This is a genomic window from Nocardiopsis sp. NPDC006832, assembly GCF_040635885.1.
GTDB lineage: Bacteria > Actinomycetota > Actinomycetes > Streptosporangiales > Streptosporangiaceae > Nocardiopsis.
On sequence record NZ_JBEYLC010000033.1, the window covers coordinates 16,254 to 32,334 of the forward strand.

Sequence of the window (16,081 nt, forward strand, 5' to 3'; positions counted from 1 at the left end):
GGCCAGGACATGACAAGGATCGACCCCACCACCGCCGGAGCCGTCCGCCCCGTCACCGCCCTGCTGGTGGCCAATCGAGGCGAGATCGCCCGCAGGATCATCCGCACCTGCCGCACCCTGGGCCTGACCTGCGTGGCCGTGTACGCGCCGGGCGAGGAGGACGCGGCCCACGTGCGCGAGGCCGACGCGGCCGTCGCGCTGCCCGTCCCCGAGGGTGGCGGCCCCGTGGACGCCTACCTGGACCCCGACGCCCTGGTCGAGGCGGCCCGCACCGCCGGAGCCGACGCGATCCACCCCGGCTACGGATTCCTGTCCGAGAACGCCGGCTTCGCCCGCGCCGTCGTCGAGGCCGGACTCACCTGGGTGGGCCCCTCGGCGCAGGCCGTCGAACAGATGGGTTCCAAGACCCTCGCCAAGAAGGTCGCCCGCGACGCCGGTGTCCCGGTCGCCGACGCCCTCGACCCCACAGAGGTACGCGCCGAACACCTGCCCGTGCTGGTCAAGGCGGTCTCTGGGGGCGGTGGCCGCGGCATGCGGGTGGTCCGCGACCTGGCGGCCCTGTCCACCGAGGTCGAGGCGGCCCGCACCGAGGCGGCCTCCGCCTTCGGCGACCCCGCCGTGTTCTGCGAGCCCTACGTCGAACGCGGCCGCCACGTGGAGGTCCAGGTACTCGCCGACCTGCACGGCACCGTCTGGGCGGTCGGCGAACGCGACTGCTCGGTACAGCGCCGGCACCAGAAGGTCCTGGAGGAGACCCCCGCCCCCGGTCTGCCCGAGGACATCCGGGAACGCCTGCACCGGGCCGCCGAGGACCTGGCCACGGCCATCGGCTACACCGGGGCCGGAACCGCCGAGTTCCTCGTCCCCGTCACCGACGACGGACTGGGCGAACCCGTCTTCTTGGAGATGAACACACGCCTACAGGTGGAACACCCCGTCACCGAGTGCGTCACCGGGCTCGACCTGGTCGAGTGGCAGTTGCGCGTGGCCGAGGGGGAACCGCTCCCGAAGGAGGGACCACCCGCCCCGCGCGGGCACGCCATCGAGGCCCGCCTGTACGCGGAGGATCCCCGCGAGGACTGGCGACCGCGCACCGGCGTCCTGCACGCGTTCGACGTCCCGGCCACGGACACCTCCTTCACTCCGTTCACCGAACCCGGGGTGCGGCTGGACCACGGGGTGGAGACCGGTGACGAGGTCGGCGTCGACTTCGATCCGATGCTCGCCAAGGTCATCGCCGTGGGCCGCGACCGCCGCGACGCCCTGCGTCGTCTGTCCGCCGCCCTGGCCGGAGCCCGCCTGCACGGCGTCGGCACCAACCGGGACCTGCTGGTGCGTTCCCTGCGCCACCCCCTCATGGCCGGTGCCCAAACCCGACCGGAGGGGTTGCACACCGGGTTCCTCACCGGCGACCGGCTCACCGAACTGGCGTCACCGTTGGCCACCCCCGCCACTGAGGACCTGGCCGCCCTGGCGGCCTCACTCGCCTCGGTCGAGGCCGCCCGCTCCACGGCCACCGTGCCCGCCGGGGTCCCCTCCGCCTGGCGCAACGTGCCCTCGGCGCCGCACACCCGAAGGCACACCACCTCCGACGGTCGGGAGGTCACTACGCGGTTCCGGTCGGTGCGCGGCGCCCACCTGCCCGAACAGGAAGGGGTACGGGTGCTGTCGGCCGGGGCGGAAACGGTCGTGTTGGAGGTGCGCGGGGTGCGCCGCGCCTTCGAGATCCACCGGGTCCCCGGGCAACGGCCGGACACGACCGGCTCCGTGTACGTGGAGTCCTCGCTCGGGTCGGTCGCCCTCGTCCCCGTCGATCCGCTGCCCTCACCCGAATCCAGGGTCGACCCCGGCGCACTCCCGGCCCCCATGCCGGGCACGGTCACCGCCGTGGACGTCGAGGTCGGCGAACACGTGGCCCAAGGGCGGATCCTGCTGCGGATGGAGGCCATGAAGATGGAACACCGCGTCACCGCCCCCGCCGCCGGGACCGTCCGTGAACTGCCCGTATCGGCGGGGGAGCGGGTCGGCGCCGGCGCGCCCCTCGCGGTCCTCGACTACGACACGAACGCCGAACCGACCACAGACCCCGCCCCCACCGGCGAGGAAGGAAAGAACCCGTGACCGGTGCCATGACCTTCGACGAACCCGCCGAACGCGTCGAACTGAGGGCCGCCGTCGCGGCCCTGGCCTCCCGATACGGCCCCGAGTACACCAGGGCCAAGGCCGCTGAGGGTGCCTACATGAGCGAACTGTGGCAGGAGGCCGGCGAACTCGGCTACCTGGGCGTCAACCTCCCCCAGGAGTACGGCGGCGGCGGTGGCGGCATCGGAGACCTGGCCGCCGTCATGGAGGAGTTCGGCGCCGCCGGCTGCCCCACCCTGATGATGGTCGTCTCCCCGGCCATCTGCGGCACCGTTCTGTCCCGCTTCGGCACGCCCGAGCAGCGACGAGACCGGCTGCCCGGGTTGGCGAGTGGCGAGACCATCATGGCCTTCGCCATCACCGAACCCGACGCCGGATCCAACTCCCACCGCATCACCACCACCGCCCGGCGCGACGGTGACGAATGGGTGCTCAACGGCCGCAAGACCTTCATCTCCGGGGTCGACGTCGCCGACGCCGTGCTCGTGGTCGGCCGCGTCGAGGACTCCGACACCGGGAGACTGTCCGCCGCGCTGTTCATCGTCCCCACCGCGACCCCCGGCTTCGAGGCCCGGCGGATCGAGATGGACATCGTAAGCCCCGACCACCAGTTCCAACTGTTCATGGACGACGTGCGCCTACCCGCCGACGCCCTGGTCGGCGATCCCGAGGCCGGACTCCGACAACTGTTCGCCGGACTCAACCCCGAACGCATCATGGCTGCCGCCTTCTCCACCGGCTTCGCCCGACACGCGCTCGCCAAGGCGGTCTCCTACGCCAGGGAACGCGTGGTGTGGCGGGATCGGCCCATCGGCGCCCACCAGGGGTTGGCGCACCCGCTCGCGCAGATCAAGATCGAGATGGAGCAGGCGCGACTGATGACCCACTACGCCGCGCTCCGCTACGATGCCGGCGACGACGCGGGCGCCGGGGAGGCGGCCAACATGGCCAAGTACGCCGCCGCCGAGGTGTGCGTGCGTTCGGTGGACCAGGCCGTGCAGACCCTGGGCGGCAACGGGCTGGCGAGCGAGTACGGGCTGGGGGCGATGATCGCCGCCTCCCGGTTGTCCCGGATCGCCCCGGTGAGCCGCGAGATGATCCTCAACTACGTGGCCCAGCAGTCCCTGGGGTTGCCCAAGTCGTACTGACGTTCAAGGGAAGAGGCGCGAGTGGAGACGGCACCGGACCGTGGACCCAGACAGGAACGCAGCCGGCTCACCCGGGCCAGGTTGATGGACGCGGCCGTCGCCTGCCTGGCCGAACGCGGGGTACCCGGCGCGACGGTGAGCGCGGTCGCCGAACGCGCCGGGGTCTCCCGTGGCGCCGCCCAGCACCACTTCCCGACGAGGGAGGAACTACTGCTGGCGGCGCTGCGGCACATGGTCGACAGTCGTGGCGCCGACCTGCGTCGTCGGGCGGCGTCCGTCCAGGCGGGGCCGGGACGCACCGAGGCCGTGGTGCAGATGGTGGTGGACGCCTTCAGCGGCCCCGACTTCGACGCCGCCCTTCAGTTGTGGGCGGCCGCGGCCGGAGAGCCGGCCCTGAGCGCCCAACTCATCCCCCTGGAGGAACAGGTGGGGCGGGAGTTGCACCACGCGGTGGTGGACCTGCTCGACGCCGACGAGTCGCTCCCCGGGACCCGGGAGGCGGTCCAGGCCACCCTGGACCTGGCCCGCGGACTGGGATTGGCCAACCTCCTCACCGATGACCGGGCACGACGCCGCCGTGTCGTCGGTCAGTGGGCCCGCATGCTCGAACACGCCCTGCGCGGCGAGGACGTGCCAGAAGCGGATACCAGGCGGTAACCTCCTATCCGCTCCGGCATCGCCGGGATTATGATCGTGAAGCGGGCCGGGCCTCACCTCGGCCCGGCCATGACGGGTTCGATGGACAAGGCGGTGCGTCGGTGAGTGCGGATACGGGCAGGGACCTCCCCGGCCTGGCCAGGCGGGCGGTGGACGCGTTCGCGGAGAGCGCCGCGCGGCGTCGGGACCGTGACGCCCTGATGGACACGGCCTTCGCCCGGCTCTTCGACCTGTACCGGGCCACCGACCGGTCCGAACGCCGGTCCCAAGGCGGACAGAACCTCATCGCCACCCTCTCCGAACTCCTGGTCAGCGGCAGCAACCCCGACAGGATGGGCCTGTACGTGGTGCGGACCCAGACCGCGGCCGACAACGGCAGGCACGAGGGTTACCGCGCGGCGTGCTGGCGCCGTTCCATGCTGCAGATCCTCGGCGACGAGTTCGTTCCGTGGGAACGCTGTATGCGCCCGGGCGACCTGGAGGCGGTTCCGCGCATCGACGACGCCCTGGAGGCGGTGGCGGCCGAGGCCGCGCCGACCAGCGTCGAGGAGATCCCCACCTGGGTGCCACAGACGCACTGGTGGTGGTGGGAACCGGCCCGTCGGCGCGGCGAGGAGGTCGCCGGGCTGTCCCGGTCCGACACCGGTTCGCTGGACGCCGTCACCGAGTGAAGACCGTGCGAAGGAGCCACGCGTGTCCCCCGAACCCGCCCGACGGCCGCTGCTGAACGCGACCGGACCGGCGGTGATCTCCGCCGTCGTCCTGGTGCCGTTGCGTGCGCTGATGGGGGACACCTGGATCCAGGCGCTCGCCTACGGGGCGCTCTTCGGCGCGTTGTTCTTCGTGATCACCTACGCCTGCCTGCGCTGGGCACGTTGAGGTGGCTCAGCGGACCCCCTTGATCTTCCACACGACGGCCGCGCCGAGCAGGGAGACCAGGCCGCACACGGTGTACAGCACCGGGTATCCGCCCAGGTGCACCACGATCGGGCCGGCCAGCGCCGGGGCGATCACCTGTGGTCCGGAGCTGGCGATGTTGACGATCCCCAAGTCCTTGGCGCGCCCCTCGGCGCTCGGCAGCACCTCGGTGACCAGGGCGTTGTCCACGGACAGGAACACGCCGAAGCCCACGCCCAACACCACCGCGCACACCAGCAGGGTCGGCCAGGTGGGGGAGAGGGCCACCATGAACGCCGGTACGCCCATGACCACGCCCGCCAGGGCGACCATGACGCGACGTCGGCCGATCCGGTCGGAGATCAGGCCCGCCACCACGGTGGTGGCCACCACCGCCGCCGTGTACACCAGGATCAGCGTCAACAGGCCGTCGGTGGCCGCCGACCCGGGGAAGAGCTCCTCATAGCCCACGGCGTCGCGCAGGAAGTACAGCAGGTACAGGATGAACATGGCGTTGCCGGTGCCGATGAGGAAGCGGGTCAGGAACGCCCACCCGAAGTCCGGATGCCGACGGGGCGATACCCACAGCCCGCGCAGCATGCCGCGCCAGGGCGGGCGCGCCGCGCGCGGCAGCGGCGGATCGGGTGAGAGCAGCGCGAACGGAAGCGCGAGCACCAGCGTGAGCACCCCGATGAGCGTGTAACCGGGGGCGATCTCGGTGACCACGATGGTCACCAGCACGACGGCGGCGACCACGCCGGCGGACTGGGGGATGCCGATCCACCCGGAGACCGCGCCGCGCTGGCTCCGGGGCACGTGGTCGGGGACCGCGGCGAGCAGGGTCGCGTTCAGGCAGGACAGGGCCGTCTGTACCAACGACCAACCCAGCAGGACGCCCAGGACGGTCTCCTGGGTGCCCAGCACCACCAGTCCCGCGCCGCCGAGCGCCGCTCCGGTCAGCACCCAGGGGCGTCGGCGGCCCAGGCGACCGGTGGTGCGGTCCGACAGGGCGCCGGCCAGGGGAGTGGCGATGAGGGCCATGGTCGCGCCCACCCCGGTCACCCACGCCAGGACGGTCTCCTTGTCGGCGGGGACGATCCGGCCGATCTGTTCGGGCAACAGCACCTGGAGGGGGCCGAAGAACGCCATCCACATGCCGAGGTTGGCCAGGCTGATCCCGGCCACCCACAGCGCTCGGACGGGGCGGGTGGGCTCGGCCAACGCGGCCGGGACGGGTTGTTCGGGGGAGGAGGGGGTTCCGGGCGCGGGGGGTGTACGCACGTGTGACCTGCCTAACATGAAGATGATTCATGTTAGACGTCCGGGTGGTCCGAGGGAAGGGGAGAGGCGAGGCGGGCGCCCCACGGCCCCAGGTCGCAACCCGGTGGACATGGGGCGCCCGTGCGTTCGTACCGGGGAGTACGACGCGGGTCGGTCCTTATTCGCCCTGGCGGCGGTGTTCGGCGCCCAGCGCGATCGGGGCGCCCAACCACTCGTCGCGCAGACCGAACGCGTCCACCAGTTGGACCGCGTAGGGCCGCAGACCCTGGCACAGGTCGTTGACGGCCGCCGTGACGGCCTTGGAACGAGCGGTGGAGAGCCGCTCGTGCTCCAGGAACCAGCCGTTGTTCTCCTCGATCACCGAGAGCACGTACAGGTCGCACACCCGGTTGAGGAGCTTGGTGGTGGACTTGTCACCACAGCGGTCGATGGCCGCCACGAACGCCTCCAGGACCACCCGGTCCATGTGCGCACGCGCGGCCTCTAGGACGTGGTCCTGGGCCTGGTTGAACACGTCGAAGGCGTCACTGCCGTCCTTGCGGGACCGGCGCAGACGCGCCGCCAGGCTTTCGAGGACGTGCTTCTCCCGGTCCTCGAACAGCTCCAGGTGCCAGCCCCGGTTGTACAGCCCCGCCTCGTCGCTGCGGCCCGGGGCGGCGGCGATGAGCCGTTCGATCAATGGGATGGCGGCGGTGCGCTCGATGACGTTCTCGAACACCTTGCCGGCCATGAACTTGGCCAGTCCCATCTGGTCCAGGTCGCCGAAGTTGTCCTTGAAGTTGGTCAGCATCGCCTTGGCCAGCTGCTGCAACAGGACCGTGTTGTCGCCCTCGAACGTGGTGAAGATGTCCGAGTCCGCCTTGAGCTGCGGGATCCGGTTCTCCGCCATGTAGCCCGAGCCACCGCACGCCTCGCGGGCGGTCTGGATGGTCGCGGTGGCGTGCCAGGTCGAGATCGCCTTCAGACCGGCCGCGCGCGACTCCAGTTCGCGCTGGGCGTGCTCGTCGCGTTCGGTGTCGCGGGAGAGCTCGTGCAGTCGGGTGACCAGCTCCTCCTGGGCGAAGTGCAGGGCGTAGGTGCGGGCCAGCGCCGGCAGCAGCTTGCGCTGTTGGGCCAGGTAGTCGAGGACCCTCACCTCCTGCTCGGGGCGGTTCTCGGTGGCGGGGCGGGTGAACTGGCGGCGGGTGTCGGAGTAGCGGATCGCGATGGCCAGTGCCGCCTTCGTGGCGGTGCCGGCGCCCCCGGCCACACTGATCCGACCACGGATGAGGGTGCCCAACATGGTGAAGAACCGACGGTTGGGGCTCTCGATCGGGCTGGAGTAGGTCCCGTCCGCGGCGACGTCGCCGTACCGGTTGAGCAGGTCGGTGCGCGGCACCCGCACCTGGTCGAACCACAGCCGGCCGTTGTCGACCCCGTTGAGGCCCGCCTTGGGGCCGCAGTCCTCGACGGTGATCCCGGGCAGCGGGTCGCCCTTCTCGTCGCGGATCGGCACCATCAGGGCGTGCACACCGTGCTCGACGAGACCGTCCGGGCCGGGCGTGCGCAGCTGGGCGAAGACCACGGCCGCGCGCCCGTCTCGGGCGGCGTTGCCGATGTAGTCCTTGCGCGCCGACTCGTCGGGCGTGTGGACTACGAACTCCTCGGTGGCCGGATCGTAGGTGGCGGTGGTGCGCAACCGCTGAACGTCCGAACCGTGACCGGTCTCGGTCATCGCGAAGCAACCGGGCAGCTCCACGCTCATGACGCTCGGCAGGTAGCGCTGATGGTGGTCGTCGGTGCCCAGGGCGCTGATGGCCCCACCGAACAGACCGAACTGCACACCCATCTTCACCATGAGGGACATGTCGGCGACGAGCATCTCGAACGCGACCACGGAGGCGCCGACGTCGTCGGCCCCGCCGACCGACTTCGGGAAACCGTAGGCGGGCATGCCGGTCGCGGCCAACGCGTGGAGTTGTTCGAGGGTGCGGGCGCGGTGATCCTCCATGGACAGGTCGTGCACCGGGGCGTACACGTCGCCTCGGATGACGTCGCGGGCCCTCTCGCGCACGTTGGCCCAGCGTCCGTCCAACAGACCGCGTAGTTCGGCCTCGTTCGGCTTCAACGGTGCCTGTTCGCTCATGTGCTCCCCCTGTGGTCGTTCTTCGACGCGCGCCCGTGTCCCCACGTGACTACCACCAGCGCGTACACCGGCGGACCGAACACGCCCGGGCGCAGGTGTGATGAGTCCAAAGGTAGTAGGTCATCGAGTGCTCCCGATGTCCTGTTTCGGGGTCACCGGGGACGGAGATCATCCGGCCACCATGAGGTGAGGGGTTTCAGACCGCGATGTCGCGCAACGGTGTCGCGGGGGCCGTGCTGGGGGCGACGGCCGTGTCCGTTCGCCGCAACAGGTCGTCCAAGGACAGGTCCAGGGTCGCGGCGACGGCCGCGACGGTGAAGAAGGCCGGTGTGGGGATGCGTCCGCCCTCGATCTTGCGCAGGGTCTCCACGGAGATCCCGGAACGGCGGGCGACGTCCACCATGGTGCGCTCGGCCCGGGCGGCCCGCAACATGGCGCCCAGGGCACGGCCTCGCTCGATCTGCTCTTCGGTCAGTGGTTCACGAACCATGGGGACGAGTCTAACCCGGAGCCCTTCGGAGACCCGGAGGCGTATGGCATAGTTATACCGGTATATAAATTGGCTCGAAAGGTGCTCGAACCCATGGTCGAACTGAAGACCTCCGAAGAGATCGTCCTCATGCGCGAAGCGGGCCGCGTGGTCGCCCACGCGTTGGAGGCCGCACGAGAGACGGCCGCGCCCGGCCGCACCACCGCCGACCTGGACCGCGTCGCCGCGAAGGTCATCGCCGACGCCGGCGCGGACGCGCTCTTCCTCGGCTACCACCCCGCCTGGGCGCCGATGCCCTTCCCCGGGGTGGCCTGCGTGAGCGTCAACGACGAGATCGTCCATGGCGTCCCCTCCCCCCGACGGCTGGACGACGGCGACCTGGTGACCGTGGACTGCGGCGCCCGCCTGCGCGGCTGGTCCGCCGACGCCGCGATCAGCTTCGTGGTGGGCGAGGCCGACCCCGCCGACCTGGCGTTGATCGAGGCCACGGAGGCCGCCCTGGCCCGGGGCATCGCCGCGGCCCGACCCGACGCCCGTCTGGGCGACGTCGGACACGCCATCGCGAGGGACGCGCGCGCCGCCGGCTACGGGCTCACCGCCGACCACGGCGGACACGGCATCGGCCGCACCATGCACGAGGCCCCCGACGTGTCCAACGACGGTCGCCCCGGACGGGGGCTGAAGTTGCGTCCGGGGCTGACCATCGCCATCGAGCCGATGCTGGTGCGCGGCGGTTCGGACGGCTACGCCCACGCCGACGACGGGTGGACGGTGCTCAGCGACGACGGCACCCGCGCCGCCCACTGCGAGCACACCGTCGCCGTCACCGACGACGGACCCATGGTGCTCACCCTGCCCTGAACAGGCGGTCTACCCCGGTCTCACTCCAGGCCGGGGACCGCCAGTTCCAGGCGGGCGTGTTCGGTGTCCAAGGTCGCCATGACCCCCAGCGGAAGGGTGAGCTGGGCGGCGCAGTGACCGAACTCCAGCCCCCACAGCACCGGAACCCCCAGGTGGGAGAGTCGGTCGCGCATCAGGTCGGCGATCACCTCCGGGCTCGGTGGGCAGTCCGTCCAGGTGCCGATCGCCACCCCCCGCACCCCGTCCAACCAGCCGGTGCGCAGCAGGTGGGTGAGCATCCGGTCCACCCGGGCGGCGTCCTCGTTGACGTCCTCCAGGACCAGGATGCCGCCGTTGGTCGCCAGACGGCTGTGCGGCGTGGCCAACCCGTCGTTGAGCAGGCTCAGGTTCCCGCCGAACAGCACACCCTCGGCCCGACCCGGCACCAGCGCGCGCGCCCCCGGCGAGGTGAGCACCATCCGCTTCTCGGGGGTGAACAGGGTGGCGCGCAACTCCGCCTGAGCCACCTCGTCACCCACGAAGTAGAGGCTTCCCACCACCGGGCCGTGCACCGTCGTCACGCCCAGTTCGACGGCGAACGCCTCGTGCAGCGCCGTGATGTCGCTGAACCCGATCAGCGCCTTGGGTTCGGCCCGGCGCATCGCCTCGAAGTCCAACAGGTCCAACATCCGGTGCGCGCCGTCGCCGCCACGGGCGCAGAAGACCGCCCGAACGTCCGGGTCGCACCAGGCGTCCTGTAGGTCGGCGGCCCGGTCCCGATCGAGGCCCGCCAGGTAGGGCAGACTCGGATGCCGGTCGCGCACGTGCGGGGCCGATTCGACCTCCAGCCCCCACCCGGTGAGGATCTCCACCGACGCGTCCAACCGGTCGTCCGGTACCGGGCTGCACGGGGCCACCAACCGAACCCGATCGCCCTCACGCAGCCTCGGCGGCCGACGCAGTGTCGTCGGCCCGACCGCCGACGCCCCTCCACCCGTGAATTCCTCGCGCACCTCGGCCACAGACTCACCCACGTCGCTTCCCCCACTCCTCTGTCGTCGTCCCCTCCACCGGTCAGGAACGCAGGAAACCGTCCAGCACCCGCACCCCGAACCGCAGACCCTCCAACGGCACCCGCTCGTCCACCCCGTGCAGCAGCCCCGGGTAGTCCACCCCCTCGGGCAGACGCATCGGGGAGAAGCCGTAACAATCGATGCCCAGCCGCGAGAACACCTTCGCGTCCGTACCGCCGGCCAGGCACACCGGGACCACCCGCGCCTCGGGATCGTGGGCGGTCAGCGCGTTCCGAAACGCGTCGAAGGCCGACGAGTCCACCGGCGCGGCCACCGGAGGCGAATCGTGCGCGAACTCCCAGCTCACACCGTCCCCGGTCAGCTCGTCCATGGTGGCGGCGAACGCGTCCTCGCCACCGGGCAGCACCCGGCCGTCCACGCCCGCGGTCGCCTCTCCAGGTACCACGTTCACCTTGTACCCGGCCGAGAGCATCGTGGGGGTGGCGCTGTTGCGCACCGTCGGTCCCACCAGTGACGCGGCTGTGCCCAGACGGGCCACCAGGGCGTCCACCGCCTCGTTGGTGTCGGTGTCGCCCGGGATCCGCTCCGTGCCCAGGGCGTCGGCGATCGAGTCGATCGCCGAGCGCACCACCGGGGTCAGGTGCAGTGGCCAATCGTGCCGGTCGATCCGTGCCACGGCGGCGGCCAGCGCGCCCACGGCGTTGTCCCGCGGCGGTCTGGAACCGTGCCCGGCCGTGCCGTGCGAGCGCAAGGTCAGCCACGCGCTGCCACGCTCGGCCGAACCGATCGGATACAGCCGTACCGGAGCCCCGGCGGCGTCGCGGGTGTGCACCGTGTGGCCACCGCCCTCACCGATCGCCACCGCGCAGCCCTCGAACAGGTCGGCGTGCCCGCGCACCAGGTAGTCCGCCCCGTATGCGGCGCTGTCCTCCTCGTCGGCCACGAACGCCAACACGATGTCGCGGCGCGGTCGCAGCCCCAGCTTCGACCAGTACCGCACCACCGCGGTGACCATACCGATGGTGTTCTTCATGTCCACGGCGCCGCGACCCCACAGAGAAGGCGCGCCGGTGACCGGGCAGTCGGTGATCTCACCGGAGAACGGCGGCACCGACCAGTCGTGGGCGTCGGCGGGCACCACGTCCAGGTGGCCGTGCACCAGCAGGGCGTCGGCGTCCGGGTCGGTGCCGGGGACGCGCACCACCACGTTCGCGCGGCGGTCGGCGGACTCCAGGATCACGGGGGACAGGCCGGCGGCGCCGAGGGCCTCGGCCACGAACTCGGCGGCGGCGCGCTCGTCGCCCTCGCCCTTGCCGTGGTTCGTGGAGTCGCGTCTGATCAGCTCGCGGGTCAGGTGGATGGCGTCCTCGCCTGCCGCGACCAGCGCCTCTTCTCTGGCGCTGTCGGGCAGGGAAGTGTTGGTGTGGCCCACGGGCTCGGCCTTTCTTCGGGGTTTTCGGTGGTGGGAGGTGGTGAACCGTGCTCGGGGCAAGGGTCGGCCGTTACCGGGTCCCGGGCACAGTTCTACCGGTTGTCACGTGAGATTGTCCGGTGAACCGCCCGGAAGTGGGACTTCCGAACGGCCAGGATGGTTCAGCCGTAATCCTTCTCCATGTGGTTGGAGATCATCGTGGTGACGGTCTTGAACGCGCGGATCATCTCGTAGGCGTCGGGGGAGGTGTAACGGACCCTGAGCGCGCCGGTGCGGGTCACCCCCGGCACGATCGCCGCGGCCTGGGCGAGCTGGGCGGAGTCCACCTCGATCTCCATCGCCTTGGACGAGGGGTCGACCGGGTCGATCCGGCCGGCCAGCGTCATCGACCGTTCGGCGGCCTCGCGGATGTCGGCGGCGGTGCGCGCGGGCGGGCGGCAGCGCGCGGCGTACCGACTGACGTGGTCCTTCACCGCGACCGTGCGGGCGAAGGGCGCGTAGGACTCGGCGTCCTCGCAGGCCCGGTCGTCCCCGGTGACCAGGATGACGGGGGTTCCGTACTCGGCGACCACTGCGGCGTTGAGCCGGCCCTCGCTCGCGGGCTCGCCGTCCAGCCATACCCCGGTGATGGCGTTGGGAAGGTAGGTGTGGGCCAGCACCCCGTCGTCCCCGGCCCCACAGTGGTAGCCCAGGAAAACGATCCCGTCCACGTCACCGGTCTGCACACCCTCGATCATGGAGAGTTCCTTGTGCCTGCCGGTGATCATGGAGGCGCGCTCGTCCAGCTCCTCCAACAGGAGGTTGCGCATGGTGGAGTGAGCCTCGTTGACGAGGACCTCGGTGGCGCCGCCGTCGAAGAGTCCGGCGATGGCGGCGTTGACGTCGCTGGTGAACATCCCACGACAACGCTGCCACTGTTCGGTTCCGGGTTCACAGTCCGCGGGCCAGGTGACGCCCGTGGCGCCCTCCATGTCAGCGGAGATCAGGATCTTCATTCGGCAGAGCCTAGAGCCCGATCACCTCGCGGGGCCATAGGGGCGGGGCCGGGTTCGGTCAGTCGCCGCGGACCTGTTCCGGAATGGCCCACTGGAAGTGGAGGAAGACGTCGGGCACGCTGACGGGCGGCTCGGTGGGGAACGGGGGAAGGAAGAGGTCGGGCGGGCCCGTGGGCACCGTGTGGGCGCAGGGTTCGGGGACGAGTGGCCGCGCGCCGGCCCGGCCGACCTCCCGGATGCGTTCCACCTCGCGGCGCAGCACCGGACGGGGCACCACCACCTCCCAGCCACCGGGATCCTTCAGGGACCTGACCACGCGGACCGCCTCCAAGGCGGTGACCCGGCGGGCGTCGCGGTCGTCGAAGTGGCCCACCGTCACCGGCTCGTCGTCCGGGATCCGCACGTCCACCGCGACCATGCCCTGTGGCTCGTGATGGGGTTCCAGCGCGTGCAACCACTGGTGGGTCACCGCGTAGGAGGGAAGCATGGGGAAGCAGAAGACCCCGCGGACGTTCCCCTGTCCGGGGGAGGTGCGCACACCGGACCGTTGGACGAGGGCGATGTTGGCTCGGGGGGTCAGGTGGACGAAGAACGCCATGGGGTGGATCCCTGTCGGTCGGAGGTGTCAGCTGCCGATCTCACGAGCCTTGTACAGGGTTCTCAGTAGTACACGCGGGGCCGGAGACCCTTCGGCGCATGACTCGTACCCGAAGGTACGGGTGCTCTCGACCAGCGCGCTCAGATGCATGATTCAGAATTCTAAGCCCATGCACAGAGGAAGCGCTCCGACACCCCCTGTGAGCACACGCGCCCCAGGTCGTCGCGGAGACGGGTCGGGCCCCGGCGGCGCGGCCGGGGCCCGTGGGCTCGATGGGTCGCCTAGGGAAGGGTGAGGATCTCGGCGCCGGAGTCGGTGATGACCAGGGTGTGCTCGAACTGGGCCGTCCAGGAGCGGTCCGCGGTCACCGCGGTCCAGCCGTCCTCCCACAGGTCGTACTCGACCCCGCCCAGGGTGATCATCGGCTCGATGGTGAACACCATGCCCGGCTCCATGACCGTGGTGGCGCGCGGGTCGTCGTAGTGGGGGATGATCAACCCGGAGTGGAACTCCGGCCCCACGCCGTGGCCGGTGAAGTCGCGGACCACGCCGTAGCCGAACCGCTTGGCGTAGGACTCGATCACCCGGCCGATCACGTTGATCTGGCGCCCCGGACGGCACGCCTTGATGGCGCGCATGGTCGCCTCGTGGGTGCGCTCCACCAGCAGCCGGTTCTCCTCGGCGACGTTCCCCGAAAGGAAGGTGGCGTTGGTGTCGCCGTGCACACCGTCCTTGTAGGCGGTGATGTCGATGTTGACGATGTCGCCGTCGGAGAGCACCGTGTCGTCGGGGATGCCGTGGCAAATGACCTCGTTGAGGGAGGAGCACAGCGACTTCGGGTAGCCCTTGTAGCCCAGGGTGCTCGGGTAGGCGCCGTGGTCCAGCAGGAACTCGTGGCCGATCCGGTCCAGTTCGTCGGTGGTCACGCCCGGCTCGACGCGCTTGCCGATCTCCTCCAGGGCCTGCGCGGCGATCCGGCTCGCCACGCGCACGCGCTCGATCGTCTCGGTGTCGTGGACGTCGCCCAGGACGCCCTCCACCGGACGCTTCTTGCCGACGTACTCCGGGCGGACGATGTGCGAGGGGACCGAACGTTGCGGCGAGATGCGCCCAGGAACCAGCGGAGTAGTCATGGACACTGATTGTATTCGCGGGTGGAACCGGCGGGGCGCGACGACCGGTGTGAGGAGCACCCCAGGTGCGGGTAGATGCCCCACGAGAACGGCTAGAGAAAGGTGGGTCGGCTGTGGCGGACGTTCAGGACGACGGTTGGTGGTTCTGTCTGCGGCACGACGAGGTCGAACATGGGAAGGGCTGCCCCAACAGCCAGCGACTGGGGCCCTACCCGGACCAGGCGACGGCGTCACGGGCGTTGAGCATCGCCGCCGCACGCAACGAGGCCTGGGATGAACAAGAGGAGAACGAGGGTGACCGTTGAGCACGGCCCTGCGCGCTTCGCACCGAACCCCGTTCTGACAGGATCGGCCCCATGAGCGAAGAGAAGGCGCCGCAGGGCGTGGACATCACCGGGAAGACCATCGCCGTGCTCGGTGGCACCGGCGACCAGGGCCGAGGGTTGGCCCGCCGGTTCGCCCTGGCCGGACACACCGTCTACATCGGTTCTCGCAGCGCCGAGCGCGCCGCCAAGACCGCGAACGACCTGGTCGAGGGCGAGTCCGATCAGGTGCGGGTGCACGGGCTGGACAACGGCGAGGCCGCCGCCCAGGGCGACATCGTGATCGTCGCGGTGCCCTGGGACGGTCACCGGGAGTTGCTGGTCGCGTTGGCGGACAAGCTCGCCGGGAAGATCGTGGTGGACTGCGTCAACCCGCTCGGCTTCGACAAGAAGGGGCCGTTCGCGCTGGACGTGCCCGAGGGCAGCGCCGCCCAGCAGGCCGCCGAGGTGCTGCCGGGCAGCCGGGTCACCGCCGCCTTCCACCACGTGTCGGCGAAGCTGCTGCTGGACCCGGAGGTGGCCGAGATCGACCTGGACGTGCTGGTGCTGGGCGAGGACCGCGAGGCCACGGACGTGGTGCGGGCCCTGGCCGACAGCATCCCCGGGGCGCGTGGCGTGTTCGGTGGCCGGTTGCGCAACGCCCACCAGGTGGAGGCGCTGACCGCCAACCTCATCGCGGTCAACCGCCGCTACAAGACCCACGCCGGTATTCGTATCACCGGCCTGTAGTCGAATACGTGCGGCGCCGCTCATGGGGATTCGGGCGGCGCCGTCGCAGTTCGTGTTTCACAGCGCCTCTTGGTCCTCGGGAAACAGGGTCCTTGGGAAACAGGGCACTTGGGAAAGCGGCGGTGAAGTGTGTGGGGTACCGCCGGTTCAGCCACCTGGGATCGACGCCGGTGAGGGTGAGTGGGCGAAGGACCTCGTTCGCAGCGGCCAATAGGTCTGGGGTGGGGGACTCTCGGGGTTGTTGGGCGTTGTTCGGG

General features: G+C 70.8%; 17 protein-coding genes. 8 read left to right on the plus strand and 9 right to left on the minus strand.

The window, feature by feature from the left end; genetic code table 11:
- Positions 1–9 precede the first annotated feature (9 nt).
- From ABZ717_RS16685 to ABZ717_RS16705, 5 genes are all read left to right on the plus strand, one after another.
- A complete protein-coding gene (locus tag ABZ717_RS16685; RefSeq protein ID WP_358510882.1) occupies positions 10–2,121 on the plus strand; it encodes a biotin carboxylase N-terminal domain-containing protein in 2,112 nt (703 codons plus the stop codon).
- Positions 2,118–3,290, plus strand: a complete 1,173-nt coding sequence (locus tag ABZ717_RS16690) for an acyl-CoA dehydrogenase family protein (protein ID WP_358510885.1) — start codon at positions 2,118–2,120, stop codon at positions 3,288–3,290. Before ABZ717_RS16685 ends, ABZ717_RS16690 begins: the two co-directional genes overlap by 4 nt.
- A 21-nt stretch (positions 3,291–3,311) precedes the next feature.
- Positions 3,312–3,947 carry a TetR/AcrR family transcriptional regulator gene (locus ABZ717_RS16695; protein WP_358510888.1) on the plus strand — a complete coding sequence of 212 codons (636 nt, stop codon included), beginning with the start codon at positions 3,312–3,314 and terminating at the stop codon, positions 3,945–3,947.
- A 101-nt stretch (positions 3,948–4,048) separates the two neighbouring features.
- On the plus strand, positions 4,049–4,618 hold the full coding sequence (locus ABZ717_RS16700; protein WP_358510891.1) for a hypothetical protein: 570 nt from the start codon (positions 4,049–4,051) through the stop codon (positions 4,616–4,618).
- 22 nt (positions 4,619–4,640) lie between these two features.
- A complete protein-coding gene (locus ABZ717_RS16705; protein WP_358510894.1) occupies positions 4,641–4,826 on the plus strand; it encodes a hypothetical protein in 186 nt (61 codons plus the stop codon).
- Positions 4,827–4,832: 6 nt separating this feature from the next.
- Here ABZ717_RS16705 and ABZ717_RS16710 read toward each other — a convergent pair whose 3' ends face one another.
- The 3 genes from ABZ717_RS16710 to ABZ717_RS16720 all read right to left on the minus strand — a co-directional run bounded on the left by ABZ717_RS16710 (position 4,833) and on the right by ABZ717_RS16720 (position 8,740).
- Complete coding sequence (locus tag ABZ717_RS16710) at positions 4,833–6,125, minus strand: MFS transporter (protein ID WP_358510897.1); 1,293 nt, start codon at positions 6,123–6,125, stop codon at positions 4,833–4,835.
- A gap of 157 nt (positions 6,126–6,282) precedes the next feature.
- A complete protein-coding gene (locus tag ABZ717_RS16715) occupies positions 6,283–8,250 on the minus strand; it encodes an acyl-CoA dehydrogenase (protein ID WP_358510900.1) in 1,968 nt (655 codons plus the stop codon).
- Between the two features lie 196 nt (positions 8,251–8,446).
- Positions 8,447–8,740, minus strand: a complete 294-nt coding sequence (locus tag ABZ717_RS16720) for a helix-turn-helix transcriptional regulator (RefSeq protein ID WP_358510903.1) — start codon at positions 8,738–8,740, stop codon at positions 8,447–8,449.
- 93 nt (positions 8,741–8,833) lie between these two features.
- On the opposite strand from ABZ717_RS16720, the gene map (ABZ717_RS16725) reads away from it, so the two are divergent.
- The gene (gene map / locus ABZ717_RS16725; protein WP_358510906.1) at positions 8,834–9,601 is read left to right on the plus strand and encodes a type I methionyl aminopeptidase; all 768 of its coding nucleotides are present in this window, start codon (positions 8,834–8,836) and stop codon (positions 9,599–9,601) included.
- Between the two features lie 20 nt (positions 9,602–9,621).
- Here map (ABZ717_RS16725) and ABZ717_RS16730 read toward each other — a convergent pair whose 3' ends face one another.
- From ABZ717_RS16730 to map (ABZ717_RS16755), 6 genes are all read right to left on the minus strand, one after another.
- On the minus strand, positions 9,622–10,593 hold the full coding sequence (locus ABZ717_RS16730; RefSeq protein ID WP_358511020.1) for an LD-carboxypeptidase: 972 nt from the start codon (positions 10,591–10,593) through the stop codon (positions 9,622–9,624).
- A 61-nt stretch (positions 10,594–10,654) separates the two neighbouring features.
- Entirely contained in the window at positions 10,655–12,046 is a 1,392-nt protein-coding gene (locus ABZ717_RS16735; RefSeq protein ID WP_358510909.1) for a M20/M25/M40 family metallo-hydrolase, read from the minus strand.
- 161 nt (positions 12,047–12,207) lie between these two features.
- Positions 12,208–13,041: a M55 family metallopeptidase gene (locus ABZ717_RS16740; protein WP_358510911.1), complete on the minus strand. Its 834-nt coding sequence runs from the start codon at positions 13,039–13,041 to the stop codon at positions 12,208–12,210.
- Between the two features lie 58 nt (positions 13,042–13,099).
- Positions 13,100–13,639 (minus strand): hypothetical protein, encoded by a 540-nt coding sequence (locus ABZ717_RS16745; protein ID WP_358510914.1) that lies wholly within the window; start codon positions 13,637–13,639, stop codon positions 13,100–13,102.
- Positions 13,640–13,666: 27 nt separating this feature from the next.
- Positions 13,667–13,789, minus strand: coding sequence for a hypothetical protein (locus ABZ717_RS16750; RefSeq protein WP_358510917.1), 123 nt, complete (start codon positions 13,787–13,789; stop codon positions 13,667–13,669).
- Between the two features lie 131 nt (positions 13,790–13,920).
- Complete coding sequence (gene map / locus ABZ717_RS16755; RefSeq protein ID WP_358510920.1) at positions 13,921–14,772, minus strand: type I methionyl aminopeptidase; 852 nt, start codon at positions 14,770–14,772, stop codon at positions 13,921–13,923.
- 113 nt (positions 14,773–14,885) lie between these two features.
- Here map (ABZ717_RS16755) and ABZ717_RS16760 point away from each other — a divergent pair, with 113 nt between their 5' ends.
- Together ABZ717_RS16760 and npdG are read left to right on the plus strand one after the other, a co-directional pair.
- Positions 14,886–15,077 carry a hypothetical protein gene (locus ABZ717_RS16760; protein WP_358510923.1) on the plus strand — a complete coding sequence of 64 codons (192 nt, stop codon included), beginning with the start codon at positions 14,886–14,888 and terminating at the stop codon, positions 15,075–15,077.
- A gap of 51 nt (positions 15,078–15,128) precedes the next feature.
- Positions 15,129–15,824 carry an NADPH-dependent F420 reductase gene (gene npdG / locus ABZ717_RS16765; RefSeq protein WP_358510926.1) on the plus strand — a complete coding sequence of 232 codons (696 nt, stop codon included), beginning with the start codon at positions 15,129–15,131 and terminating at the stop codon, positions 15,822–15,824.
- Positions 15,825–16,081 lie beyond the last annotated feature (257 nt).

Bases quoted from the DNA above. Each gene is read 5' to 3' on its own strand.
- ABZ717_RS16745 (WP_358510914.1), bottom strand. From the start codon at position 13,639: ATGGCGTTCTTCGTCCACCTGACCCCCCGAGCCAACATCGCCCTCGTC.
- npdG (WP_358510926.1), top strand. From the start codon at position 15,129: ATGAGCGAAGAGAAGGCGCCGCAGGGCGTGGACATCACCGGGAAGACC.
- map (WP_358510906.1), top strand. From the start codon at position 8,834: ATGGTCGAACTGAAGACCTCCGAAGAGATCGTCCTCATGCGCGAAGCG.
- ABZ717_RS16685 (WP_358510882.1), top strand. From the start codon at position 10: ATGACAAGGATCGACCCCACCACCGCCGGAGCCGTCCGCCCCGTCACC.
- ABZ717_RS16715 (WP_358510900.1), bottom strand. From the start codon at position 8,250: ATGAGCGAACAGGCACCGTTGAAGCCGAACGAGGCCGAACTACGCGGT.
- ABZ717_RS16720 (WP_358510903.1), bottom strand. From the start codon at position 8,740: ATGGTTCGTGAACCACTGACCGAAGAGCAGATCGAGCGAGGCCGTGCC.
- ABZ717_RS16740 (WP_358510911.1), bottom strand. From the start codon at position 13,041: ATGAAGATCCTGATCTCCGCTGACATGGAGGGCGCCACGGGCGTCACC.
- ABZ717_RS16750 (WP_358510917.1), bottom strand. From the start codon at position 13,789: ATGCATCTGAGCGCGCTGGTCGAGAGCACCCGTACCTTCGGGTACGAG.
- map (WP_358510920.1), bottom strand. From the start codon at position 14,772: ATGACTACTCCGCTGGTTCCTGGGCGCATCTCGCCGCAACGTTCGGTC.